The organism is Arthrobacter sulfonylureivorans (assembly GCF_047607445.1).
GTDB lineage: Bacteria > Actinomycetota > Actinomycetes > Actinomycetales > Micrococcaceae > Crystallibacter > Crystallibacter sulfonylureivorans_A.
In genome coordinates, this window is sequence record NZ_JBLKRT010000011.1 from 25,587 (window position 1) to 49,410 (window position 23,824).

General features: G+C 67.7%; 21 protein-coding genes. 9 read left to right on the plus strand and 12 right to left on the minus strand.

Annotation, left to right across the window (positions count from 1 at the left end; translation table 11 throughout):
- Nucleotides 1–107: 107 nt before the first annotated feature.
- From ACMX2H_RS07155 to ACMX2H_RS07165, 3 genes are all read left to right on the plus strand, one after another.
- Complete coding sequence (locus ACMX2H_RS07155; protein WP_414959848.1) at nt 108–2,021, plus strand: primary-amine oxidase; 1,914 nt, start codon at nt 108–110, stop codon at nt 2,019–2,021.
- Between the two features lie 9 nt (nt 2,022–2,030).
- Nucleotides 2,031–2,540, plus strand: a complete 510-nt coding sequence (locus ACMX2H_RS07160; RefSeq protein WP_414959849.1) for a hypothetical protein — start codon at nt 2,031–2,033, stop codon at nt 2,538–2,540.
- 120 nt (nt 2,541–2,660) lie between these two features.
- A complete protein-coding gene (locus ACMX2H_RS07165; protein ID WP_414959850.1) occupies nt 2,661–4,196 on the plus strand; it encodes an MFS transporter in 1,536 nt (511 codons plus the stop codon).
- Between the two features lie 14 nt (nt 4,197–4,210).
- On the opposite strand, the gene ACMX2H_RS07170 is transcribed toward ACMX2H_RS07165, so the two are convergent.
- The 11 genes from ACMX2H_RS07170 to ACMX2H_RS07220 all read right to left on the minus strand — a co-directional run bounded on the left by ACMX2H_RS07170 (nt 4,211) and on the right by ACMX2H_RS07220 (nt 16,560).
- Complete coding sequence (locus ACMX2H_RS07170; protein ID WP_414959851.1) at nt 4,211–5,059, minus strand: Rieske (2Fe-2S) protein; 849 nt, start codon at nt 5,057–5,059, stop codon at nt 4,211–4,213.
- A gap of 191 nt (nt 5,060–5,250) precedes the next feature.
- On the minus strand, nt 5,251–6,348 hold the full coding sequence (gene hpaD / locus ACMX2H_RS07175; RefSeq protein WP_136786683.1) for a 3,4-dihydroxyphenylacetate 2,3-dioxygenase: 1,098 nt from the start codon (nt 6,346–6,348) through the stop codon (nt 5,251–5,253).
- A gap of 33 nt (nt 6,349–6,381) precedes the next feature.
- Complete coding sequence (gene hpaE / locus ACMX2H_RS07180) at nt 6,382–7,911, minus strand: 5-carboxymethyl-2-hydroxymuconate semialdehyde dehydrogenase (RefSeq protein ID WP_414959852.1); 1,530 nt, start codon at nt 7,909–7,911, stop codon at nt 6,382–6,384.
- A gap of 49 nt (nt 7,912–7,960) precedes the next feature.
- Complete coding sequence (locus tag ACMX2H_RS07185; RefSeq protein WP_414959853.1) at nt 7,961–8,671, minus strand: GntR family transcriptional regulator; 711 nt, start codon at nt 8,669–8,671, stop codon at nt 7,961–7,963.
- The gene (locus ACMX2H_RS07190) at nt 8,626–10,134 is read right to left on the minus strand and encodes a fumarylacetoacetate hydrolase family protein (protein ID WP_414959854.1); all 1,509 of its coding nucleotides are present in this window, start codon (nt 10,132–10,134) and stop codon (nt 8,626–8,628) included. Before ACMX2H_RS07190 ends, ACMX2H_RS07185 begins: the two co-directional genes overlap by 46 nt.
- Before the next feature lie 427 nt (nt 10,135–10,561).
- Nucleotides 10,562–11,698, minus strand: a complete 1,137-nt coding sequence (locus ACMX2H_RS07195) for a serine/threonine-protein kinase (RefSeq protein WP_414959855.1) — start codon at nt 11,696–11,698, stop codon at nt 10,562–10,564.
- A gap of 89 nt (nt 11,699–11,787) precedes the next feature.
- Nucleotides 11,788–12,594, minus strand: a complete 807-nt coding sequence (locus ACMX2H_RS07200) for an alpha/beta fold hydrolase (protein WP_414959856.1) — start codon at nt 12,592–12,594, stop codon at nt 11,788–11,790.
- A 2-nt stretch (nt 12,595–12,596) separates the two neighbouring features.
- On the minus strand, nt 12,597–12,929 hold the full coding sequence (locus ACMX2H_RS07205) for a biotin/lipoyl-containing protein (RefSeq protein WP_136786678.1): 333 nt from the start codon (nt 12,927–12,929) through the stop codon (nt 12,597–12,599).
- A complete protein-coding gene (locus ACMX2H_RS07210) occupies nt 12,922–13,896 on the minus strand; it encodes an alpha-ketoacid dehydrogenase subunit beta (protein ID WP_414959912.1) in 975 nt (324 codons plus the stop codon). The genes ACMX2H_RS07205 and ACMX2H_RS07210 overlap by 8 nt, the downstream gene beginning before the upstream one ends.
- 118 nt (nt 13,897–14,014) lie before the next feature.
- Nucleotides 14,015–15,061, minus strand: coding sequence for a thiamine pyrophosphate-dependent enzyme (locus ACMX2H_RS07215; protein WP_414959857.1), 1,047 nt, complete (start codon nt 15,059–15,061; stop codon nt 14,015–14,017).
- 182 nt (nt 15,062–15,243) lie between these two features.
- Entirely contained in the window at nt 15,244–16,560 is a 1,317-nt protein-coding gene (locus ACMX2H_RS07220) for an amino acid permease (RefSeq protein WP_414959913.1), read from the minus strand.
- A 197-nt stretch (nt 16,561–16,757) separates the two neighbouring features.
- Between ACMX2H_RS07220 and ACMX2H_RS07225 the strand changes: the two genes are divergently transcribed.
- Entirely contained in the window at nt 16,758–17,231 is a 474-nt protein-coding gene (locus tag ACMX2H_RS07225) for an Lrp/AsnC family transcriptional regulator (protein ID WP_414959858.1), read from the plus strand.
- Here ACMX2H_RS07225 and ACMX2H_RS07230 read toward each other — a convergent pair.
- A complete protein-coding gene (locus tag ACMX2H_RS07230) occupies nt 17,206–17,748 on the minus strand; it encodes a hypothetical protein (protein ID WP_414959859.1) in 543 nt (180 codons plus the stop codon). The genes ACMX2H_RS07225 and ACMX2H_RS07230 overlap by 26 nt on opposite strands.
- A 195-nt stretch (nt 17,749–17,943) precedes the next feature.
- On the opposite strand from ACMX2H_RS07230, the gene ACMX2H_RS07235 reads away from it, so the two are divergent.
- From ACMX2H_RS07235 to ACMX2H_RS07255, 5 genes are all read left to right on the plus strand, one after another.
- Nucleotides 17,944–18,651, plus strand: a complete 708-nt coding sequence (locus tag ACMX2H_RS07235) for an NUDIX hydrolase (protein WP_414959860.1) — start codon at nt 17,944–17,946, stop codon at nt 18,649–18,651.
- Between the two features lie 63 nt (nt 18,652–18,714).
- Nucleotides 18,715–20,043, plus strand: a complete 1,329-nt coding sequence (nadA, locus tag ACMX2H_RS07240) for a quinolinate synthase NadA (protein WP_414959861.1) — start codon at nt 18,715–18,717, stop codon at nt 20,041–20,043.
- Nucleotides 20,040–21,746: an L-aspartate oxidase gene (gene nadB / locus ACMX2H_RS07245; protein WP_414959862.1), complete on the plus strand. Its 1,707-nt coding sequence runs from the start codon at nt 20,040–20,042 to the stop codon at nt 21,744–21,746. Before nadA ends, nadB begins: the two co-directional genes overlap by 4 nt.
- Nucleotides 21,743–22,669, plus strand: coding sequence for a carboxylating nicotinate-nucleotide diphosphorylase (gene nadC / locus ACMX2H_RS07250; RefSeq protein ID WP_414959863.1), 927 nt, complete (start codon nt 21,743–21,745; stop codon nt 22,667–22,669). The genes nadB and nadC overlap by 4 nt, the downstream gene beginning before the upstream one ends.
- The gene (locus ACMX2H_RS07255) at nt 22,666–23,808 is read left to right on the plus strand and encodes a cysteine desulfurase family protein (protein ID WP_414959864.1); all 1,143 of its coding nucleotides are present in this window, start codon (nt 22,666–22,668) and stop codon (nt 23,806–23,808) included. The genes nadC and ACMX2H_RS07255 overlap by 4 nt, the downstream gene beginning before the upstream one ends.
- The last annotated feature ends 16 nt before the right edge of the window (nt 23,809–23,824 follow it).

Here is a 23,824-nt window from a genome sequence, read left to right on the forward strand (position 1 = left end):
GAATCCTACTGAGGGTTATTCTCTACGAACATAGAAAAAAGAACGTGGTGTCGATCACAGCCCAAAATTCGTCCCGCGTTTCCCAATCTGTTTGAGAAAGGGCCGCCATGACCACCGCTGCCGCCACTGTTTCCTCCTACGCTTTGGCCTCCGCCGAGGAAATCACCGCCGTCCGCACCATTCTGGCTGAGGCAGGGCTGGCGGGGGAGAACACCCGCTTCGCCTACCTTGGGCTGCTGGATCCGCCGCGCCGCGGTGGTGAAGCGAGCGGAGACCGGCGGTTCCGGGCCTTCCTGCTGGACGTCACGGGCGCCGCGCCCAAGGATGTGACCGTTTCCGTCACCTCCCGCAAAGTCCTGACACAGTTTGAGCTGGATACCTCGGTAACCGGCGAGTTGCCGGTACTCGAGGAGGAGTTCGAGGTGGTCGAAGCCATCCTGTCCACCGACGAGCGCTGGCTGAGGGCGATTGCCGACCGTGGACTGGAAATCGACAAGGTGCGGGTCGCGCCGCTGTCTGCCGGGGTGTTCGAGTATCCGGAGGAGAAGGGCCGTCGGATCCTGCGCGGCCTGGCGTTCTACCAAAACTTCCCGGAGGACAGTGCCTGGGCCCATCCAATCGACGGACTGGTGGCCTATGTGGACATCGTGAACAAGACCGTGGACCAGGTGCTGGACTTCGGTGCCATGCCGGTTCCCGCGGAGCACGGCAACTACACGGATCCGGAACTGACCGGCGAACTCCGCACCACGCAGAAGCCCATCGAGATCACCCAGCCCGAAGGACCCAGCTTCACGGTCAGCGGCGGCAACCACATCGAGTGGGAGAAATGGTCCTTTGACGTTGGCTTCGACGTCCGCGAAGGCGTGGTGCTGCACAACATCGGCTTCAAGGACGGCGGCCGCACCCGCTCCATCATCAAACGGGCTTCGATCGCCGAAATGGTGGTGCCGTACGGCGACCCGTCGCCGGTGCGCTCCTGGCAGAACTACTTCGACACCGGCGAATACCTGGTGGGCCAGTACGCCAACTCGCTGGAACTGGGCTGCGACTGCCTGGGCGAGATCACCTACCTCTCGCCCGTGATCGCCGACGGTTTCGGCAACCCGCGGGAGATCCGCAACGGAATCTGCATGCACGAAGAGGATTACTCCATCCTGGCCAAGCACTCCGACCTGTGGACCGGGATCAACTACACCCGCCGCAACCGGCGCATGGTGGTCTCCTTCTTCACCACCATCGGCAACTACGACTACGGCTTCTACTGGTACCTCTACCTCGACGGCACCATTGAGTTCGAGGCCAAGGCCACCGGGATTGTGTTTACCAGCGCGTACCCGGGCAAGGGCTACGAGTACGCCTCCGAGATGGCTCCGGGCCTGGGCGCGCCGTACCACCAGCATCTGTTCAGCGCGCGGCTGGATATGGCGCTGGACGGCTTCACCAACCGGGTGGAGGAAGAAGAAGCTGTGCGGGTTCCCCTCGGCGAAGGCAACGAGCGCGGCAACGCCTTCACCCGCCGTCGTGCTCTGCTGAAGACCGAGTCCGAGGGCGTCCGCGAAGCCAACATGCCGGCAGGCCGGACCTGGCACATTTCCAACCCGGAATCCACCAACCGGCTGGGCGAGCCGGTGGCCTACAAGCTGATGCCGCAGGGCCAGCCCACGCTGCTGGCCGACCCGGAGTCCTCGGTGGCCAAGCGCGCGGCCTTCGCTGCCAAGGACCTGTGGGTTACCCAGTATGCCGAGGACGAGCGTTACCCGACCGGCGACTTCGTGAACCAGCACGCCGGCGGCGCCGGACTGCCGGCCTATGTAGCGCAGGACCGCAACATCGATGGCGAGGACATTGTGCTCTGGCATACCTTCGGCCTGACCCACTATCCGCGGGTGGAGGACTGGCCTATCATGCCGGTAGACACGGCCGGATTCAGGCTCCGCCCGGATGGTTTTTTCGACCGCAGCCCCGTGCTGGACGTGCCGGCCAACACGCCTGCCGCCGGCGGGCACTGCCACCGCTAACCAGGGGGTGTGGAGATGACCGCGGTTGCGCAGTCGGCATCCACGGCCCAGCACGACGCCGGGGCCCAGCTTGAGCGGCTGGCCCGGCTGTGCGCCGTGGTCGCCTTCACCTCCATCGCCGCCCACCTGTGGATGGCCTGGCAGCACCTGGATACCCCGTGGCAGAGCCTGCTGATGCTGGCCATGGCCGCGTTCTGCCTGCCGTGTGCGCTCAAGTCTTGGCGCCACGGCGGGGCAGGACCGGCCCGGATGCTGATGTTGGCGGCCCTGGCCATGGCAGCCTTCCACACCTGGCTGCTGACCGGGGCCGGTTCGTACGGCGGCGGCCACGCCGGGCACGGCGTCGCCGCGGCCGGGAGCACTGCGCTCGGCACAGGCTCCGTGGGGACCGCCGTCGGTCCGGAGTCCCTGCCCGCAGTCCTTCCGCACACCGAAATGATGCTGGGCGTCATCCTGCTGGAACTGCTGGCGGCCGTGTCGGCGGCGTTCTACCTGAACCGGTTGCGCCAACGCCCGTAGAGCCCAGCCCGCCGGAGCTCACACCGGAGTTCAGGCAACCCCGCCGGAGTTCAGGCCTACACGGAGCGGAACGGATTCCTACCGTTTGGCAGGGGCACGCACCCGGCGTATGAATGAGGGGTGACCCCAGACCCTGACTCCGCTCCACACCCCGCTCAGAATCGTCCCGCCGCCGGCATAACGGAGAGCCCGGACGGGCTGGACGGCGCCGAGCAGGGGTATGTGCCGGATCCCGGCCGCTGGCGGATCCTGTCTGTGCTGCTGGTGGCCATTTTCATGTCGCTGGTGAGCGTCAGCATTGTCAACGTGGTGCTGCCGTCCATCCAGATCGGGCTGGGCGCCTCCGATTCGGACCTGCAGTGGGTTCTGTCCGGCTACGCCCTGACCTTCGGCGTGGTGCTGGTGGCTGCAGGCCGGGCGGGAGACATCCTGGGCCGCGGTCCGTTGTTCATCGCCGGCGTCGCGCTCTTCACGCTGGCCTCGGTGGCCGCCGGACTGGCCCCCGACCCGCTCAGCTTGAACATCACGCGCTTTCTGCAAGGACTCGGTTCCGGACTGCTGAATCCGCAGGCCGTGGGCATGATCCAGCAGTACTTTCGCGGTGCCGAACGCGGCCGGGCCTACGGTGCACTCGGCAGCGTGATCGGCATTTCGGTGGCCATCGGGCCCTTGCTAGGCGGGATGATCATCGAGTTCGTCGGTGTGCAGGAGGGGTGGCGCTGGACGTTCCTGGTGAATGTCCCGGTGGGGATCCTGGCCATTGTGCTCGCGTTAGTGTGGTTCAAACCCCGTCACGCCGGGGCCGGCCGTCCCATGGCGGCCGATGCCGACCGGGATCTGGATCCCCTCGGAGCGGTGCTCCTGGGCCTGGCCGTGCTGGCCCTGCTGTTGCCTTTCGTGGAACGCGGGGCCGGGCCCTGGATCTGGCTGCTGCTGCCGGGCGGCGCTGCGCTGCTGGCGTTGTGGGCGTGGTGGGAACACGCCTACCGGCGCCGGGGCCGGAGCCCAATGGTGGATCTGCGCATATTCCGCACGCACAGCTTTTCGAACGGCTCTCTGATCGCCGGCCTGTACTTCATGGGAGTGACCAGTGTGTGGGTGCTGGTGGCCCTCTACATCCAGCAAGGGCTGGGCGGCACCGCGCTCGAGGCCGGGCTGATCGGTCTGCCCGCCGCCCTGCTCGGCGCCTATGCGTCGCACTGGTCGGGCCAGCGCGTCCTGGAGCACGGGCGGACATCGATCGTGGTCGGAATCCTCTGTGCGTTGCTGGGGCTCGGCCTGACCATCGCCGTCATCCTAGGGGAGGCGGCCGGGGTGCTCAGCATCTGGTGGATGCTGCTGACGTTGTCATTCATCGGTATGGCGCAGGGCCTGATCATCACTCCCAACCAGACACTCACCCTCGCCGAAGTGCCGCTGGAGTATTCGGGCAGCGCCGGGGGAGTGCTGCAGACATCGCAGCGGATCGGCACTGCCGTGGGCATTGCCGTGATCACCGCCGTGGCCTTTGCGGTCCAGGCCCGGGCCGGCTGGACGGCAGCGATTACCGCGGGCCTGTGTGTCACCGCTGCTTCGGTGGTCGCCACACTGCTGATCGCCGTGGCCGATGCCAGGCGCAGCTCGCGGTTGTCCGCGGCGAGCTCCGGGCGCCGCTAGAACCGGCCCGCCGGTCAGCGCCGGCGAACTTCGATCTGTCCCTCGCGGACTCGGGTCTCGTAGCCCGGCTGCTCGGAACTGGCCGGGCCCCTGACAACGCTGCCGTCCGCCAGGCGGAAGGTGCTGCCGTGCCAGGGGCAGGTGATGCACCCGTCGTCGACCGTCCCCTCGTCCAGCGGACCGCCCATGTGGCTGCAGACGCTGTCCAGGGCCCGGACAGTCCCGCCGTTGCGGTACAGGACCAGCGAGACGTCGCCGACCTTTGCCAGTTGCGGCGTGTTGTCGGCCAGTTCGCTGGCGGCCAGCACGCCGGTCCATGCGGCCGGCCCTTCCCGCCACGCCGTGTGGTTGACGTTGACGCCGCGCGAGTAGCTCAAGTGCCCGCCGAGGTAACCGCCGGACATGAGCAGGCCGAATCCGCCCAGGGCGATCACCTTGGCAACTCCGCGGTGGCCGCTGCAGCGCGCCGCCAGCGAGGCGGTGAAGCAGATCAGTGCCGACGCGTTCGCGGCGGCATGCACGATTCCCACCCGGCGGTCTTCGCCCTGCGTGTCTGACCAGTCGTTGAGTCCGGCCCAAGCCGTGGGCGCCGCGGTCAGGATACCGGCGGTGACCAGCAAATCGGCGGCGGGCTCGGCGCGGCGGCCGCCCACCGTGTCCAGCAGCGTCGACATGGTCCACGCGCCAATGGGCAGGTCGGTCATCAGTGGATGCAGCGGATGCCCCAGATAGCTGCCGCTGAGGACGTTCCTGACCAACCGCGGTTTAACCAGGCGGCCAACCAGGGCGGCCACCGGCTGGGCCACCTTGTCCAGCGCTTCGGTTTGCTCGATCCGTTCCATCAGCTTGTGCAGAGCAGACATCGGCGTTCCTCTTCCCCATAGAGTGTTGGCCAACGGCAGCCCGCCGGCCGCTGACCGGCCCCCAGTAGCAGCCAGTGTTGCATCGGCGGGCGGAAGCGGCAAGGGTGGGCAGACGCCGGTGGGCGGCCCCCGTACGGAAGCCGCCCACCGGCGTCGTTATTCAAGCGGGCCTTTAGCGGGCCTGAACGGAACTAGACCTGGTTGCCGATCTTGAAGCCCTTGGCGGCCTGGCCGCGGAAGGTGCCGTCTTCGTCATCTTCCCGGGTGAAGGAGAAGCCGTCGGCGCCGATGGTCACCGCCATTTCCGAGCTGTCGGTGCGCTCGACGACTTCCTGCGGGTTGCCGTCGAGGTCCAGCACCAGAGATGCCTCGGTGTACCAGGACGGGACCACCGGGTTGCCCCACCAGTCGCGGCGCTGGTTGTCGTGCACGTCCCAGGTGATCACGGGGTTGTCCGGATCGCCGGTGTAGTAGTCCTGGGTGTAGATCTCCACACGGTGGCCGTCCGGATCCAGAATGTACAGGTAGAACGCGTTGGACACACCGTGGCGGCCCGGGCCGCGCTCGATCCGGTCGGACATGCGCAGCGCGCCCATCTTGTCGCAGATCTGGATGATGTTGTGCTTCTCATGGGTGGAGAAGGCCACGTGGTGCATGCGCGGTCCGTTGCCGCCGGTCAGGGCGGTGTCGTGCACGGTGCCCTTCCGGTGCATCCAGGCGGCATAGGTCACGCCGTCGGAGTCCTTGATGTCCTCGGTGACGCGGAAGCCCAGGTCCTCCAGGTACTTGCGGCCGCGCGGGACGTCCGGGGTGACCTGGTTGAAGTGGTCCAGGCGCACCAGTTCGCCGGCGGAGTAGAGGTCGTAGCGCATGTGCAGGCGCTCCACGTGGTCCACTTCGTGGAAGAACTCGTACGGGAAGCCCAGCGGATCCTCCACCCGCAGCGAGTCCCCAATGCCCTTGACGAAGCCTTCCTTGCGGCGCTCGGTGCGGCAGCCCAGTTCCTTGTAGTAAGCCTCGGCGCGGTCCACGTCCTCCGGGGTGCGCACCCGGTAGGCGAAGGCGGCGACGGCGGCGATCGGTCCCTTGCGCAGCACCAGGTTGTGGTGGATGAACTCTTCGAACGAGCGCAGGTAGATCGCTTCGTCGTCTTCGTGGGTCACGTGCAGGCCCAGCAGGTCCACGTAGAACGCACGGGACTTGGCCAGATCGGTCACCACGATCTCCATGTAGGCGCAGCGCAGGATGTCCGGGGCCGGGACGGAGGGCTTGGGGATTTCGTTGCTCATGTTTCTCTCTCCTTCGAGCGGTGGGGGATGGGGTTAGGCGTCCGTGACTGCGGCGGCATCCTCGGCCTTGCCGAAGACCGGGTTGTGCACCTCGCCGAGGTTGATGTGGACGGCCTGCTGGTCGGTGTAGAAATCGATGGAGCGGTAGCCGCCCTCATGGCCCAGACCGGACGCCTTCACACCGCCGAAGGGAGTGCGCAGGTCGCGGACGTTGTTGGAATTCAGCCACACCATGCCGGCCTCCACGTTTTGGGCGAAGTTGTGCGACCGCTTGAGGTCGTTCGTCCAGATGTAGGCGGCGAGCCCGTACTTGGTGTTGTTGGCCAGCTCCAGCGCCTCCTCGTCCGTGTCGAACGGGGTGATGGCCACGACCGGGCCGAAGATCTCTTCCTGGAAGATGCGGGCGTCCGGAGCCACGTCGGCGAAGACGGTCGGCTGGATGAAGTTGCCCTCCGGGAAGTTCTCCGGGCGGCCGCCGCCGGCGGTCAGGCGGGCTTCCTGCTTGCCGATTTCCACGTAGGACATGACCTTCTCGAAGTGCTCCGGGTGGACCAGGGCGCCCACCTCGGTGGCCTCGTCGTGGGGGTAGCCCACTTTGACGCGCTTGGCCTGGGCCGAGTAGCGCTCGACGAATTCGTCGTAGATGCTCCGCTCCACCAGGATGCGCGAACCGGCGGTGCAGCGCTCGCCGTTGAGGGAAAAGACACCGAAGATGGTCGCGTCGATGGCGGCTTCGAGATCGGCGTCGGCGAACACGACGGCAGGGGACTTGCCGCCCAGCTCCATGGACAGGCCCTTCAGGTACGGGGCCGCGTTGGCGAAGATGATCTGGCCGGTGCGCGACTCGCCGGTGAAGGAGATCAGCGGGACGTCCGGGTGCTTGACCAGCGAGTCGCCGGCGAAGCCTTCTTCACCGAAGCCGTGGACGATGTTGAAGACGCCCTCGGGCAGGCCCGCTTCCTCGAAGATCCCGGGCCACAGGGACGCGGAGAGCGGGGTGAACTCGGCAGGCTTCAGGACCACCGTGTTGCCGGTCGCCAGCGCCGGGCCCAGCTTCCAGGACTCCAGCATGAACGGCGTGTTCCACGGCGTAATCAGGCCGGCGACGCCGATCGGCTTGCGGTTGACGTAGTTGGCCTGGCGGCCGGGGACCTTGAAGGCGTCGTCGTGCTGGGACACGATCAGGTCGGCGAAGAAGCGGAAGTTTTCCGCGGCGCGCTGGGCCTGCCCCAGGGCCTGCTTGATCGGCAGCCCGGTGTCGAAGCACTCCATTTCGGCCAGTTCCTGGCCGCGGGACTCGACGATGTCGGCGATCTTGTGCAGCACCCGGGAGCGCTGGCGCGGCAGCATGGACGGCCAGGGGCCGTTCTCGAAGGCGTCCTTGGCGGCGGCCACGGCTGCGGCGACGTCGGCGACCTTGCCGGAAGCTGCCTTGATGTACGGCTTGTTGGTGACCGGGTCCAGCACGTCGAAGGTGTCGCCGTCGATCGAGTCGACGAGCTTGCCGCCGATGTAGTGCTGCAGATGGGTAGGCAGGTTGTCCGGAACAAAGTGCTCGGCCATGATGGTCCTTTCCAATGGGGGTTGCAGGTCTTGAGGTAGTCGGTTGGGTCTAGAGGGGTGAGGGCGGCATGCCGTCCGCGGCCAGGTAGGCATTGAGCGTGTTGGTCCGGTGGGCCCGGGCCGCCTTCTCCACCTCGCTGGTGCTGGCACCGGCGTCGATCAAATCCAGCAGATGCTCGTGTTCCTCCACGGAGGAGCGGGCACGGCCGGGAATGTGGCTGAAGCTGGAAGCCCGCATGGCGTTGAGCCGGTTCCAGCCCCGGTGGACCAGGTCCAGGATGTGCGGGTTGGGGCAGCGCTCGTACAGCACGGCGTGGAACCTGTCGTTGAGCTGGGTGAAGCGGGGCGGATCGAAGTCGTCTAGGCAGCGGCGCAGCTCGGCGTTGATGGCACGCGCCTCGGCCAGGTCCACCGCGGAGAGCAGCGGAGCGGCCAGCGCCGTTGCCGCTCCCTCGATGACGGCCAGCGTCTCCATGGTGTGCAGGTACAGCTCGGCGTCAACGGCGGCCACCGTCGCGCCGATGTTGCGCTCGAAGGTGACGAGCCCCTCGGCCTCCAGCCGGCGGATCGCCTCGCGCACCGGCACCGTGCTGCAGCCCAGCTCCGCGGCGATGGTGCCGAGGACCAACCGGTACCCGGGCACCAGTTCGCCCTTGGCGATCCGCTCGTGGAGCAGCTCGTAGGCCTGCTCCGATTTGCTGGGGGCCAGGGTGGTCACTTCTGCTGCTCCGCGACCCAGGCGTCGTACCGGGTGCGCCATTCTGCGTTCATTGGGAACAGGCCCTCGATCTTGTGGCCTTGCTTGACCATCTCGAAGACGAAGGTGTCCTGGCGTTCCTGCTCCACAACCTCGTCGGCGATTTCCGCGGCCAGGGCCGGCGGGATGACCAGGATGCCGTTGTCGTCGGCCACAATGATGTCGCCGGGCTGGATGGTGGTGCCGCCGCAGGCGACCGTGACGTCGGTGTCCCAGGGGACGTGCTTGCGGCCGAGGACCGCCGGGTGGGCGCCGTTGTAGAAGGTGGGGATCTCCAAGGCCGCCACCTCGGACAGGTCGCGGACACCGCCGTCGGTAATGATGGCTTCGGCGCCGCGTACCTGGCTGCGCAGGGCGAGGATGTCGCCGAGCGTGCCGGAGCCCTTTTCGCCGCGGGCCTCCATGACCAGGATCTCGCCCGGGCCGATGGCGTCGATGATGCGCTTCTGGGCGTTGTAGCCGCCGCCGTGGGACTTGAACAGGTCCTCGCGGTTGGGCACGTAGCGCAGCGTGCGCGCGGTGCCGATGACCTTCTGGCCGGGCTTGGTGGCCAGCAGGCCGTCGACGCTGACATTGTTCAGCCCGCGCTTGCGCAGCGCGCCGGAGATCGTGGCCGTGGCAACCGAGAGCAGCTTGGCCTTGACGTCTTCGGTCAGCGCGGACTTGCCGGTGACCGCCGGAGCCAGCCCGGCGGCTTCTTCGCTGCCGAACGCGTCAATCCGGTCCTGGTCGGTGATCTTCGGGGTGTTGCCGAAGGAGGCGAATTCCGCTTCGCCCTGGGTGACCGTGGTGGACAGGCGGCCGGTGCTCAGGCCAGCGGCTTCATCGGATACTTCAACCTCGACGACGTCGCCCGGCACGATCACGGAGGAGCCGGCCGGGGTGCCGGTGAGGATCACATCGCCCGGGTGCAGGGTCATCAGCTGGGACAGATCGGCCACAATCCGCGCGAAGGAGAAGATCAGGCCGGCGGTGGTGTCGTCCTGGACCACCTCGCCGTTGACCCAGGTGCGGATCCGCAGCGCGTCCGGGTTGACCGACGCGGCCGGCAGCAGGGCCGGGCCGATCGGGGTGAAGCCGTCGCCGGACTTGGAACGGATGTTGGAGCCTTTGTCCGCGTACTTGATGTCGTAGACGCCCAGATCGTTGCTGGCGGTCACCTGGCCCACGTAATCCCAGGCGTCCTCGACGGAGACGCGGCGGGCGGGCTTGCCGATGATTAGGGCGATTTCACCCTCGAAGGCCAGCAGTTCGGTGTTGGCGGGACGCTCCACGGTGCCGCCGGAGAGGGCCAGCGAGGAGGAGGCCTTCATGAAGTAGGAAGGGTTCGCTGGAACCCGTCCGCGCTGTGCCGCCCGGGAACTGTAGGAGAGGTGTACGGCCAGCACCTTGCCGGCGTCCTCCAGGATCTTAGTATCCACCGTCTGCAGCGTGGCGGCGGACTGGGTGACGTTGCCTTCGGACAAAGCATCCTCCTGTGAAGTACGAAATCGTATACGATCCATCATGGCGTGTGGCGGAAGCCACGTCAAGAGGCTGGCGAAACATTTCTCGACCGATCGGTCGGGAAGTTGGAATGGTGCCGGTGCTGTCCTTGTCCGCTGCTGTTCGGGGATGGCGGCCCGCACGGATGGATCCGGCCCCGGAGGCGGAGGCGGATGCGCCCGACCGTAGAGACGGGTGGGCCCGGCCCCGGAGGCGGAGACGGATGCGCCCGACCGTAGAGACGGGTGGGCCTGACCGCAAAGAAGGAAAGATGGCTGGCGGAAAGCCGCCTATGTCAAGATGCTGCTGCCCGTTTCGTGGCTGACACGCGGTCGTTGGCCACCCGGGATCTGGCTAATACTGTAGCGGCGGCTCAGGGTGTTTCAAAGACTATGGAATTGCCGATATTCAGCCCACGCTGGGAGCGCGGTTCGGTGGCGCGGGGATGGCCAGGTTTCCCGTCGTATTCCCGCCGGTGCGCTCTCCGGGTGACTCAGCAGACGGTGCGCCGCCCGTCGGCGGCCCGGGCATAGGCTGAACGGCCGCAGCCGGGTCCCCGGTGGATGACCCGGTAGCGGATGATCCGGCGCCGGATGGTCGGGCAGCGGGGAAATGAACCGGGGCGGAGGCGACAACCTTGGCGGGCCCATCGGACGCATCGGATCCATCGGGTCCGGCGGAAGCGCTGGAGGGCAATGTCAGTGCCGACTGATCGGGAAGCGGTGCTTCGGCCAGGTTCCGCAGGCTCACGGCGACCTCGTGCGCGGAAGGCCGCGCGTCCGGGTCGCGGTTGGTCATCCGGGTGAGCAGGTCTTTCCAGTGGCCAGGGAGCGAGGCCGGCACCTCCGGGTCACGCAGCAGTCGGGCCAGGGCTGCCTCCATCGGCGTGCCGGAAAAAGCCTTCTGGTGGGTGAGGCATTCGAGCAGGACCAGCGCCAGCGAATAGACATCGCTGGCTCCGGTGACCGGGTGGCCCAAGGCCTGTTCCGGGCTGAGGTAGTTGGCGGTTCCGATGGTCGCGCCCTGGGCCGTTGCCATGCTGGCTTCGACCATCCGCGCAATGCCGAAATCAGACAACTTGGGGTGGTGCCGGGTGTCTGCCGCATGCCCGTTGGCCAGCAGGATGTTGGCGGGCTTCACATCGCGATGGATCACGCCCTGGTCGTGAATGTAGTTCAGCGCATCGGCCAGATCGGCGCCAATCTGCGCTGTTTCGACGGACGTGAGCGGACCGGCGCGCAGCTTGCGCCGCAGGTCGGCCCCTTCAATCAGTTCCATCACCAGAAAACTGGTGGTCGCGCCGTCGTCGGCGGTATGCAGGCCGGCGTCCAGCAAGGTGACCAAACCGGGGTGGTTCAGGGTTGCCAGCAGCAGTGTTTCGGTGTGCTGCCGCCGGTACTCGTCGTCATCGGGCGTCGTCGGAGCGAACATCTTGACGGCCACGTCGCGGCCCAAAGATTCATCCACGGCCCGGTATACGGACGCTGCCCCACCGGTGCCGATAAGCTCCCGTGTCCTGTAGCGCCCGCCCAGGATTGTCTCCATCAAGCCTCCACGCCCCAGGATTTTACTGTCGTCGGCAATTGTACCGATGATCAGCCTGCTTGGCGTCTACGGTTGGGGGCGAAAATGGGTTATCCGGCGAGGAATTCGATGGCGGCGGACTTAAAAGTGCGGGAAGTCACCGCATTGGCGTGCGTGCGGGCCGGCAGCCAGACCAACTCGGCTGCCTCGGCTAGCGCTGCCAGCTCAGGAGCGGTGGTCGCCAGGTCGTCCCTGTCGCCGGCCACCAGCAGGATGGGCATTTTCGGCACGGCTTCGGCGGGCACAAACGGTTCCGTCTTGATCGCTTCGATCATGGTCATCAGCGCGAAGATGTCATTTGACGGCACCAGTTTGGCCATCCGCAGCAATTCAGCGGTGTTGACGTCCTCGATCGGCGTCCCGTCGGCCAGGAAGCGCTGGGCGGCGTGCAGGTCGAAGTCTGCCAGCGGGTCTGCGCTGCCCGGGCCGCCAAGTACCATCCGCCGGACCAGTTCCGGCTGGGTGGCGCCGAATTCCCAGGCCAGCCGGGCGCCGAGGGAGTAGCCGATCAGGTCCACCCCGGTGTCGCCGTCGTCCTCTTTCAAGAGCCGGACCTTGGCGTCCTGGATCAACTGCAGCAGGTCGGCACGGATCCGGCTGGGCGCGTAGGCATCCATTTCTTCGGGGGCAGTGCTTTCGCCGTGGCCGGGCAGGTCTACCGTGACCACGCGCCGGCCCGCCTGCGTCAGCGCGGTGATCCAGCCGGCGTCCTCCCAGTTGAGCTTGGCAGAGGAGGCGAAACCGTGGAGCAGGATCACTGGGCGGCGAGGACCTTCGGTGCCCTCGGCGGCCTCGTGCACTTGCACGTGCAAGTGCGGGTCGACGCCTTCAACGGTGTGCTCCCGGTGGGTTCCCATGCTTAGTCCTCGTCGTCGAGCGCCGCGGTCAAGCGGACGCGGCGCTTGGGCGCTTCTTCCTTCGGTACAGTGCCCACAATACCGGCGGTGTCGTCGGGAACCTCGAAGACGATCAGCGGTTCGCCCACCTTGATGATGTCACCTGGGCCGCCGTAGATTTTCACCACCTTGCCGGCCTGCGGCGAGGGCAGCTCAACGGCTGACTTGGTGGTCTCCACCTCCACCAGCGGGTGGTTGCGCTCGATCTGCTCGCCCTCGGCAACCAGCCACTCCAGCACGGTCGCTTCGATCAGGCCTTCGCCCAGGTCGGGCAGGGGGAACGAAATTTCAGCCACGGCGATACTCCAATACTCGCTGGATCCCGAACAGGATGCGGTCAATGTTGGGTACGTACTCGTCTTCCAGATCTCCTGACGGGTACGGTACGTCGAATCCGGTCACCCGTTCAACGGGCGCACGCAGGGTGCCGAAGCAGCGCTCGGTGATCAGCGCTGCCACTTCGGCGCCCAGACCGGAGGTCAGCGGCGCTTCATGCACGACGACGGCGCGTCGCGTCTTGGCCACGGACGCCGCCAGTCCCTCGGCGTCGATCGGCTTGAGCCAGCGCAGGTCCAGCACCTCGATGTCGATGCCGTCTTCGGCGGCGAGCTCCGCCACCTGCAGGCAGCGGGCCACCATGGCCCCCCAAGCGACCAGCGTCAGGTGCTTGCCTTCGCGGACAATCCGGGAACCTTCGGGGGAGTAGGCATCGGCCGCGGGTGACGTATCTACCGGGCCCTTCTGCCAGTAACGGGATTTCGGCTCCATGAAGATCACCGGATCCGGCCGGGTCGCGGCGTGCTTGAGCAAGTGGTAGGCCTCGTTCGGGCTGGAGGGGGAGACCACCTTCAGCCCGGGTACGTGGGCGAACAGCGATTCCAACGACTCGCCGTGATGCTCCGGAGCACGGATGCCGCCGAAGCTGGGAACCCGCAGCGTGATCGGCATCGGCATGGTGCCGCGGCTGCGGTAGTTCATGCGGCCCACCTGGCAGACAATCTGGTTGATCGCCGGGTAGGCGAAGCCATCGAACTGCACCTCGGGGATCGGGTGGTAGCCGGCCATGGCCAGGCCCACCGACATGCCCAGAATGCCCGATTCGGCCAGCGGAGTGTCGAAGACCCGGTCCTCACCGAACTTCTTCTGCAGGCCATCGGTGATCCGGAAGACACCGCCGAGCTGGCCGACGTCCTCGCCCAGCACCAGTGCCTTGGGGTTGTCCTCCAGCACCTCGGCCAGTGCGCGGTTCAGCGCCTGCTGCATGGAGAGGGTCTCGACGGCGGTGACTTCGGCGGGCTCCACCACGTCAGCGGACGCCTGCTGGGCATCGGTTTCGAACGTGTTGTCGATGGCGGCTTCGAGGTCGCTGAGGGTGGTGTGCTCAGACATGCTCGGACTCCTCTCGCCAGGCGCGCGCCTGGGCCTGCAAGGCGTGGGTGGGTTCCTGATAGACAAAATCGAACATTTCGGTGCCCGGCCGGGACCCAAGTGCCCCCACGCCCTGGCGGATCCGTTCCTCTTCGGCCTGGGCGGCTTCGAGCGCTTCAGCGAAAAAGTCCTCGCCGGCGACGCCCTCGGACAGCAGCAGGCTGCGCATCCGGGCCAGCGGATCCTCGCCGCCGTCGGCGCGTTCCTCGGCCAGGGTGCGGTAGCGGCCCGGGTCGTCACTGGTGGAATGCGGGCCGCGGCGGTAGGTCATGGCTTCCACGATCGCCGGGCCGTTGCCGGAGCGGGCGTGGGCCAGGGCGGCAGCCGTGGCTTGGTGCACGGCCACTACGTCGTTACCGTCCACCTGGAGCGACGGCATGGCGTATCCGGCGGCGCGGGCGGCCACCGAGCCGCCGGCCACCTGGCGCTCGGTCGGCACCGAGATGGCGAATCCGTTGTTCTGGATGAAGAAGACCACGGGGGCCTTCATGACGGCGGCGAAGTTCATCGCTTCATGCACGTCGCCCTGCGAGCTCGCGCCGTCGCCGAAGTAGGTGATGGCCACCCCGAGCTCGCCGGCAGGGGTGCCGGAAAGCGTCTGGCCGTGGGCCCAGCCGACGGCGTGCAGCACGGAACCGGCCACCACGGCCTGGATAGGGGCGAAGCGGGAGACTTGGGGATCATACAGTCCGCCGTGCCAGCTGGCCTTGTGGGTGGACATGTACTCGACCATGTCCACACCCACGGTGCGGGCCACGCCCATCTCCCGGTAGGTCGGAAAGACGAAGTCCCGTTCCATGTCCAGTGCGTAACCGCTGCCGACCTGTGCGGCTTCCTGGCCCAGCTCCGGCGCGTAGCCGGGAATCAGCCCTTGGCGCTGCCAACGGATGGCTGATTCGTCCAAGTGGCGCACCGCCACCATCAGCCGGTAGAGCTCTTTGAGGTCTTCGGCGGACAGGTCGGGCTGGGCCGACGGGTCCAGGGCAAGAGTGTCGCTCATGCCTGCTCCTCCACGTAGTTTCGGTGCCGTGGCCCGCCGGAAGCGGCGGCCGACGGCGTCGGTTGCTAACCGTGACGATAGTCACCGATGGTGGGGGTGTGCAATATGCAACCGGTTTACCGAACAACGTGCGCAGTTAGCTGCTTAGTTTGCGGAAAGGTGTGGACAAACTGCGAAGCCAGTCAGGGAGCAGTGGGACTTTTTGCCGTACGTCTGCGGGCGTTGATTTTCGCCGCGGCGGCGATGCCGGCAATGAGCACCAAAGTGGAGAGCAGCTGAATACCGGTGGCCGGGGAGAAGAAGCCCAGTACCAGGATGATGGTCAGCAAGGCCAGGCCGATGAAGGTGACGGCGGGGAAGCCGCGCATCCGGAACGGCAGTTCGGTACCCTCGCGGTCAGCCCGGCGGCGCAACACCAGCTGGGACAGCAGCACCATCCCCCATACCACCAGGCAGGTCGACCCGACGATGTTCAGCAACACCGGGAGGACCCGCTCCGGGAAGACCAGTTCCAGCACGGTGGCCACGAATCCGAAGGCCACGGACGCGAACACCGCTCTGATCGGAACCTGGCGCTGGCTGAGCCGTTGCAGGGCGTGAGGTGCCTCGTCCCGCTCCGAGAGGGAGAAAATCATCCGCGAGGCCCCGTACAGGTTGGCGTTGAGGGCCGAGAGCAGCGCGATGGCCGCGACCAAGGTAATGGCCGTGTCCGCCCCGGGAATCTTCGCCTCGGAGAGCACTGCGGCGAAGGGGGATGCCAAGGCCGGTGAATCCCAAGGCACGGTCAAGGCGATGACCAGCACGGATCCGAAGTAGAACACCAGAATGCGCCAGACCACGGTGCGGATGGCCTTGGCGACGCTGGCTCCCGGGTTTTCGGTCTCCGCTGCCGCTACGGCCACGATCTCGGTGCCGCCGAAGGCGAAGATCACCACCAGCAGTCCGGCGCCGATGCCGGCGATGCCGTTGGGGGCGAAGCCGTCGCCGCCGAAGATCACGCCCAGTCCGGGCGAGGCCACGTCGGGCAGCCAGCCAAAGATCAGCGCCGCACCGATGGCGAGGAAGGCCAGGATGGCGACGACCTTGAAGATGGCGAACCAGAACTCAAATTCTCCATAGTTGCGCACACCGAAGAGGTTGATCACCGTGAAGAGCACCATGAAGAGCAGCGCGAGCAACCAGACAGGCAGCGACGGCCAGATCGTGGCCAGGAGGCCGGCCGCCCCGACGGCCTCAGCCGCGATCACCACGACCAGCTGCAGCCACCAGAGCCAGCCGATGGTGGCGCCGGCGGTGCGGCCAAGCGCCTTGTCGGCGTACGTCGAGAAGGCGCCGCTGCTGGGGTTGGCCGCGGCCATTTCACCCAGGGCCCACATCACGATGATCACCAGCGTGCCCGCCAGCAAGTAGGAAATCAGCACGGCGGGCCCGGCGGCCTGGATGCCCGCCCCGGAGCCGAGGAAAAGGCCGGCGCCGATGGCGCTGCCGAGACCCATCATGATCAGCTGGCGCTGTTTCATGCCGTGGCCAAGCCTGCCGGGCGCCGTGCCGGTGGAGTCGCGGTGGTGTACGGGATTGGCTCGCGGTCGTGGCATCGACTGTCCTGTTGTTTGGTGAAAGCAGCCCAAAGGCTGACAATTTGTCTAGCGGTTTCCCGCACCCCGCGATGACCGAACGTGAAAGGACGCCCAGCGTCATGCAGATCGACTCTCTCGATGCCGACATCGTCGCGCTGTTCACGGAGGACCCGCGGATGTCCGTGCTGGAAGCCTCGCGGGTACTGAAAGTAGCGCGTGCCACAGTACAGGCCCGGTTGGACAAGATGCAACGCGCCGGAGTGACGTCGGGCTGGGGCCCCCGGCTATCTCCCGAAGCGCTGGGCTACGTCGTGCGCGCCTATTGTTCGTTCGTGATCCGGCAGGAGTCCGGCCACGACGCGGTGGCCGCTGCGCTCGCCGATATTCCGGAAGTGCTGGAACTGCATACCGTGTCCGGCGAGAGCGACCTGCTGGCCTGTGTGGTGGCCCGTTCGAATGCCGATTTGCAGCGCGTGCTCGATGAGGTGATGGCGACCAATACGGTGCTCCGCTCTTCCTCGGTGATCGTGCTCAACAGCCATTTCCGGGAGCGGACGCTACCGCTGGTCAAAGCTGCTGCGGATCCCCGCTGATCTCGGCACTGTGGCTGTCGCCGCCGTCGTAAATTTGGGCGTCGGGAATCACCGCCGCTCGGCCGAGCCCGGCTGCGGTTCCGGCGATCGCTGCGACAACGGCAGGCAGGGCGCCTGTGTCCGGGGCGAGGCTGGCAAAAACGGCCCACGTGAACCCGCCCAGACCGACGGCAAATACCAGGACGTGGATCCACTGCCGGCGCAGGGGTCGGAGTAGGGCGGCCAGCGCGAGGGCAACCGGAGCGCCCAGGAGTGCAGCGAAGAAAAAGCTGACCATCAGCGCCAGGCCCCAAAAGCTCAGGGCCGCCGAGTCTGGTGAAATTACCGTGTCGATAATGCTCACGGTCAGGGAAAAAGCGAACCACGAGCCGTGGGCCACCAGCCAGCCCTTGACGAACGCATAGCTGCCCAGCACCACGCGGTGGTTCGCCGGCCGCGGTTTGGCACCGTAGCGACGACGCAGGATCTCCTCGTTGTCCGGCCATTCGAACCGGCGGCGCTGCTCCTCTGGCTGCATGAGGTGAAGCCTAGCGTCCCGGCCCTCGATGCCCGGCCCGGGCCTCTCCAAGAACCCGCGCGAGTAACGACGCCGCTGCGCATCCCGCGTCACAATCGACTCCCCACCGAATCTGATGAGGTCATTCTGACCATAACCCGCTACCATATGTTCTAGTCATCATGACCTTTACTCAGGTTCCGGGAGGAGGCAGCCATGCCGCTCTATTCAGCCAACGTGTCCGAGCGTGCGCAGCAGCCGCCGGAACTGGCCATTTCCACCGTCATCTTTGCCCTGCGTCCGGACCCGGAAGCCGGCAGCCCCACGTTGTGGCTGCCGCTGGTCCGGCGCACGCGCCAGCCGTTCCGTGATCTCTGGGCGCTGCCCGGCGGACCGCTCCGCCCGGACGAAGCGCTGCAGGACGCGGCGGCCCGGAATCTGCAGGAGACCACCGGACTGCAACCGAGCTACCTGGAGCAGCTCTACGCTTTCGGTGGCCTGGACCGTTCGCCGGTCCAGCGCGTGGTCTCGATTGTCTACTGGGCCCTGGTGAAGCCGGACGAGGCGGCGCTGGCCCGCGAGACGGAAAACGTCCGCTGGGTGCGCGCCGACGACCTTGGACAGCTGGCCTTCGACCACAACCACATCGTGGAGTACGCGCTGTGGCGGCTGCGCAACAAGGTGGAATACAGTTCCATCGCTTACGCCTTCCTGGGCTCCACGTTCACGCTGGCCCAGGTCCGCGAAGTCTATGAGGCCGTGCTGGGCAAGCAACTCGATCCCGCCAACTTCCGCCGCCAGCTGCGCGCCACGCCGGACATTGAACCGACCGACGAGTACCTGCAAGGCGGCCGGCACCGGCCGCCCCGGCTCTACCGCTACACCGGCGGCGAGGCCCAGCTCAGCGGCAGCCCGCCCGTCTGACTGGCCTTGCAAGCACCACGGATTGCCAGGCTTGACCCACTGCCCAGAACAACGGAGAACACCATGCCATCGGTCAACAGCACCATCCAGCTGATCACCCGCGAGGAAGCGCAGGCTTCCGGCGCGGGTGTGCCCGCCTCCACCTGCACGCCCGGGCTGGCCAAGGGGCCGTGGACCTTCGACACCGCGTCGGCCAGCGGAGCGTGGACGCCGTCCTACGGGCCGGGCGCCTCGTTGGCCGATCCGGCGCCCGCCGCCACCCCGCGGCAGGGCGAGATCCCGGCCGAGTACCGGCTGGCCAGCGACGCAGAGCTGGAGGCGCGGATCCTGGCCGCCAAGCAGAAGCTCGGCGACAAGCTGGTGATCCTGGGCCACTTCTACCAGCGCGACGAAGTGGTCAAGTACGCCGACTTCGTGGGCGATTCCTTCCAGCTGGCCCGCGCCGCCAAGGAGAAGCCCGAAGCGGAGGTCATCGTGTTCTGCGGCGTGCACTTCATGGCCGAAACCGCGGACATGCTCTCCGGCCCCGACCAGGCGGTGATCCTGCCGAATCTGGCGGCCGGCTGCTCGATGGCGGACATGGCGGACATCGACTCGGTGCAGGCCTGCTGGGACCAGCTCACCGGTGTGCTCGGCAGCGGTCCGGACGCGGACGGCAAGGTCCCGGTCATCCCGGTGACCTACATGAATTCGTCGGCCGCGCTCAAGGGATTCTGCGGCGAGAACGGCGGGATTGTCTGCACTTCTTCGAACGCCGAGACCGTGTTGGAATGGGCCTTCGAGCGCGCCCACCGCGTGCTCTTCTTCCCGGACCAGCACCTGGGCCGCAATACCGCCAAGGCCATGGGCGTGCCGCTGGAGCAGATGCCCATGTGGAATCCGCGCCAACCACTCGGCGGCAATGACGAAGCCACGCTGCTCGACTCGCGGGTGATCCTGTGGCACGGCTTCTGCTCGGTGCACAAGCGCTTCACAGTGGACCAGATCGACAAGGCCCGCGCCGAATACCCCGGCGTCCGGGTGATCGTACACCCCGAATGCCCCATGCCGGTGGTGGACGCCGCGGACGAAGCCGGCTCCACCGACTACATCCGCAAGGCCGTGGCCGCGGCCACCGAGCCGACGGTCTTCGCCATCGGCACCGAGATCAACTTGGTCAACCGGCTGGCCGCCGAGTACCCGCAGCACACTATCTTCTGCCTGGATCCGGTGATCTGCCCGTGCTCCACCATGTACCGGATCCACCCGGGCTACCTGGCCTGGGTGCTTGAGGCCTACGCCGGCACCGGCGAACTGCCTGGCGGCGAAGTGCTGAACCGGATCACCGTGTCCGATTCCGTGGCCGTCCCCGCCCGCGTGGCGCTGGAACGGATGCTGGCAGCCAAGCCGTGAACAGCAAAGCCTCCCGGCGCATCGCGGTGGTGGGCTCCGGCATCGCCGGGCTCTACGCCGCTGCGCTGGCCGCGAATCGGGCGGACACCGCCGTCACTCTCATCACCAAGGGCTCGCTGGCCGAGTCCAACACCTGGCACGCCCAGGGCGGTATCACCGCGGTGACCGCGCAGGGGATGGCGGCGGGGGATTCCGTGGCGGCCCACGTGGCGGACACGCTCAGCGCGGGCGCGGAGTTGAACGACGACGGCACCGTCCGCCTGTTGTGCGAAGGTGCGGCGCAGGAGATCGCCACCTTGGAAGAGTGGGGTGTGCCCTTCGACCGGCATGGCGAGGGATTCTCGCTCGGCCTCGAAGGAGCGCACTCGTCGGCGCGGATCCTGCACGCCGGCGGCGACCGGACCGGAGCCGGTATCGCCGAAGTGCTGATCCGGGTGGTCTGCCGCTTGGCCGAAGCAGGCCGGCTGCACATCCTCGAGCACACCCGCGTGCGGCGGCTGCTGCTGGACAGGGGCCGCGTCGCCGGGGTGGAAGCGATGGAGGTGCGGACCGAAGCCAACGCCGGGGATGCGGCGCCGACGCAGCTGGCCGCCGACGTCGTGATTCTGGCGACCGGCGGAGCGGGGCAGTTGTTCCCGGCCACCACCAACCCGGCCACGGCGACCGGCGACGGCGTGGCGCTGGCCTGGGACGCCGGGGCGGTGTTGGCCGACCTGGAGTTCATCCAGTTCCATCCCACCCTGCTGGACCCGGCGGCCACCGGCGGCAGCCCATTCATGATCTCGGAGGCGGTGCGCGGCGAAGGGGCCGTGCTGGTGGACGCCGCCGGGGAGCGGTTTATGCCGGTGCTGCACCCGGCCGCCGAACTGGCGCCCCGGGACGTGGTCTCGCGCTGCATCCATCGGCAGCTGAGGCAGCAGGAGGAACGTGGCCTGGTGCCGCAGGTCTTCCTGGACGCCACCGGCGTGGAGCGGCAGCGGGGCCCCGGATTCCTGGCCGCACGGTTCCCGCTGATCGATGCGACGGTCCGCTCGCTGGGCTTCGACTGGACCGGCCAGCCGCTGCCGGTGCGCCCGGCCTCGCATTACTGGATGGGCGGGGTGCAAACCGACGCCGACGGCCGGACCTCGGTGCCCGGGCTGTTCGCGGTGGGCGAGGTGGCCTGCACCGGAGTGCACGGAGCCAACCGGCTGGCCTCGAACTCGCTGCTGGAGGGGCTGGTCTTCGCCCGCCGCGCCGTCGCGGCGCTGGACCTGCCGGCCACTGCACCGGTGTTCCGCGCGGTGCCGCTGGATATTGGCGTCCCGACCGGCGCCCCGGGCAGCGACACTCGGCATACCGGTAGCGTGCCGGATGATGGAACCACCCCGTGCACGCGGGAACAGATCCAGACCGTGATGGCGGCGGCCGCCGGCGTGGTCCGTGACGGCGCGGCGCTGCAGGACGCGGCCCTGCAGTTGGCGCAGTGGCACCTGCCTGTCACCGGTACCGCGTCGGCCGAGGATGCCGCACTGCTGACGCTGGCCCGGCTGGTAGTGGCGGCCGCCGCCGCGCGGCAGAACAGCATCGGCGCGCATTTCCGTAGCGATCACCCCCAGGCACCGGCGGACCGGTCGCGGCTGGCTTTCGTGAACGCCCGCACGGTGGGCGCTGCCGCCTCCCTTTCCAGACCGTCCCAGCGAATCCTGCAGGAGCAGCCATGAACCCTATCCAGCCGATCGACGGCACCGCCCTGGAACGGACCGTCGCCGGGGCGCTCGCCGAGGACGCGCCGTGGGGCGACATCACGTCCAACACGCTGATTCCAGCCGACGCCAGCGCCACCGCGGAGCTGGCCGCCCGCGAGCCCGGATTCTTCTCCGGCGGCCCGGTATTGACCGAGGTGTTCCGCCAGGTGGACCCGTCCGTGCAGGTGGACCTGAAGATCGAGGACGGCGCCGACTTCGCCGCCGGAGAGGTGCTGGCAGTGTTGTCCGGAAACGCCCGGGCCATCCTGCTGGGCGAGCGCGTGGCGCTGAACCTGGTGCAGCGGCTGAGCGGAATCGCCACCCAGACGGCGGCCTTCGTCGCGGAGGCCGCCGGCACCGGTGCCCGGCTGGTGGACACGCGCAAGACCACGCCGGGACTGCGGGCGCTGGAGCGCTACGCGGTGCGCTGCGGCGGCGGGCACAACCACCGCTATTCGCTCTCCGACGCGGTGATGGCCAAGGACAACCACCTGGCCGTACTCACCGCGGACGGCACCCGCGACCTGACCGAGGCCCTGCGGGCGGCCAAGGCCAAGCTGCCGCACACCGTGCACTTCGAAGTGGAAGTGGACCGGGCCGAGCAGATCGAGCCGGTGCTTGCCGCGGGCGTGGACACCATCATGCTGGACAACTTCGGCCTGGACGAGCTCCGCGCCGGCGTCCGGCAGGTGGCCGGCCGGGCCTTGGTGGAAGCCAGCGGCAATGTCCGGCTGGAAACCGTGGGCGCGATCGCGCGGACCGGGGTGGACATCATCTCCTCCGGCGCGTTGACCCACAGCGTCCGGTCGCTGGACCTGGGCCTGGACATCCGTATTTCCGCGGAGTCCGCGGGGCGAGTGGCAGCTCGCGCGGCGGGCGGGGAAGCGGCGTCGTCGTGATTTATCTGGATGCCGCGGCCACCGCGCCGGTGCGCCGCGAGGTACTGGAGGCCATGTGGCCGGCGCTAACTCAGGACTTCGGCAACCCGTCCAGCCACCACACTGTGGGTGAGGCGGCGCTGCGGGCGCTGGACTATGCCCGCGGCAAGGCGGCGGAGGTGCTGGGCTGCCGGCCCGGGGAGATCATCTTCACGTCGGGCGGGACCGAATCCAACAATCTGGCCATCAAGGGGATCGCGCTCGCTGCCCCGCGGGGCAGGCACATTGTCACCAGCGCGGTGGAGCATCCGTCCGTGCTGGAAGCGGTGGACTACCTGGTCCGGTTCCACGGCTTCGAGGCCAGCCAGGTGCCGGTGGACGCCGAGGGTGCCGTGCGGCTGGACGCGCTGGGTGCAGCGCTGCGCGAGGACACCACGCTGTGCACGGTGATGTACGCCAACAACGAGGTGGGCACCATCCAGCCGGTGGCCCGGATTGGCGAACTCTGCCGGGCCGCGGACGTGCCGTTCCACACCGACGCCGTACAGGCCGCCGGCTGGCTGGACCTGGACGTCTCGGCCCTGGGCGTGGACGCGCTCAGCGTGTCCGGGCACAAACTGGGCGCACCCAAGGGCTGCGGCCTGCTCTGCGTTGCCGGCCGGGTTCCGCTGGAGCCGGTGCTGCACGGCGGGGGACAGGAACGCGGCCGACGTTCCGGCACCGAGAACGTCGCCGGGGCGGTGGCGGTCGCCACGGCGCTGTCGCTGGCTGCCGGTGACCGTGTGGCCGACGTCGAGCGGCTCAGCGGCTACCGCGACTACCTGATCGACACCGTGCTGCGCGAACTGCCCGGCACGGTGCTGACCGGACACCGGACCGAGCGGCTGCCGGCCAGCGCCTCCTTCTGCTTCCCCGGAACCTCCGGCGAAGCGGTGCTCCTGGAGTTGGAACGGCGCGGGGTGGTCTGCTCCAGCGGTTCCGCCTGCGCCGCCGGGTCCGACGAGGCCTCACCGGTGCTGCTGGCGATGGGCATCGACCGGGCGGTGGCGCAGACCGCGGTGCGGTTGACCTTTACGGCCAACGTGAAGGAATCCGAGATCGCGCTGGCAGCCCGGTCCGTGGTCGCCGCTGTCAAAGAGATCCAGTCGCTGCGGCGCTGAGAAGGACACGGTGCGC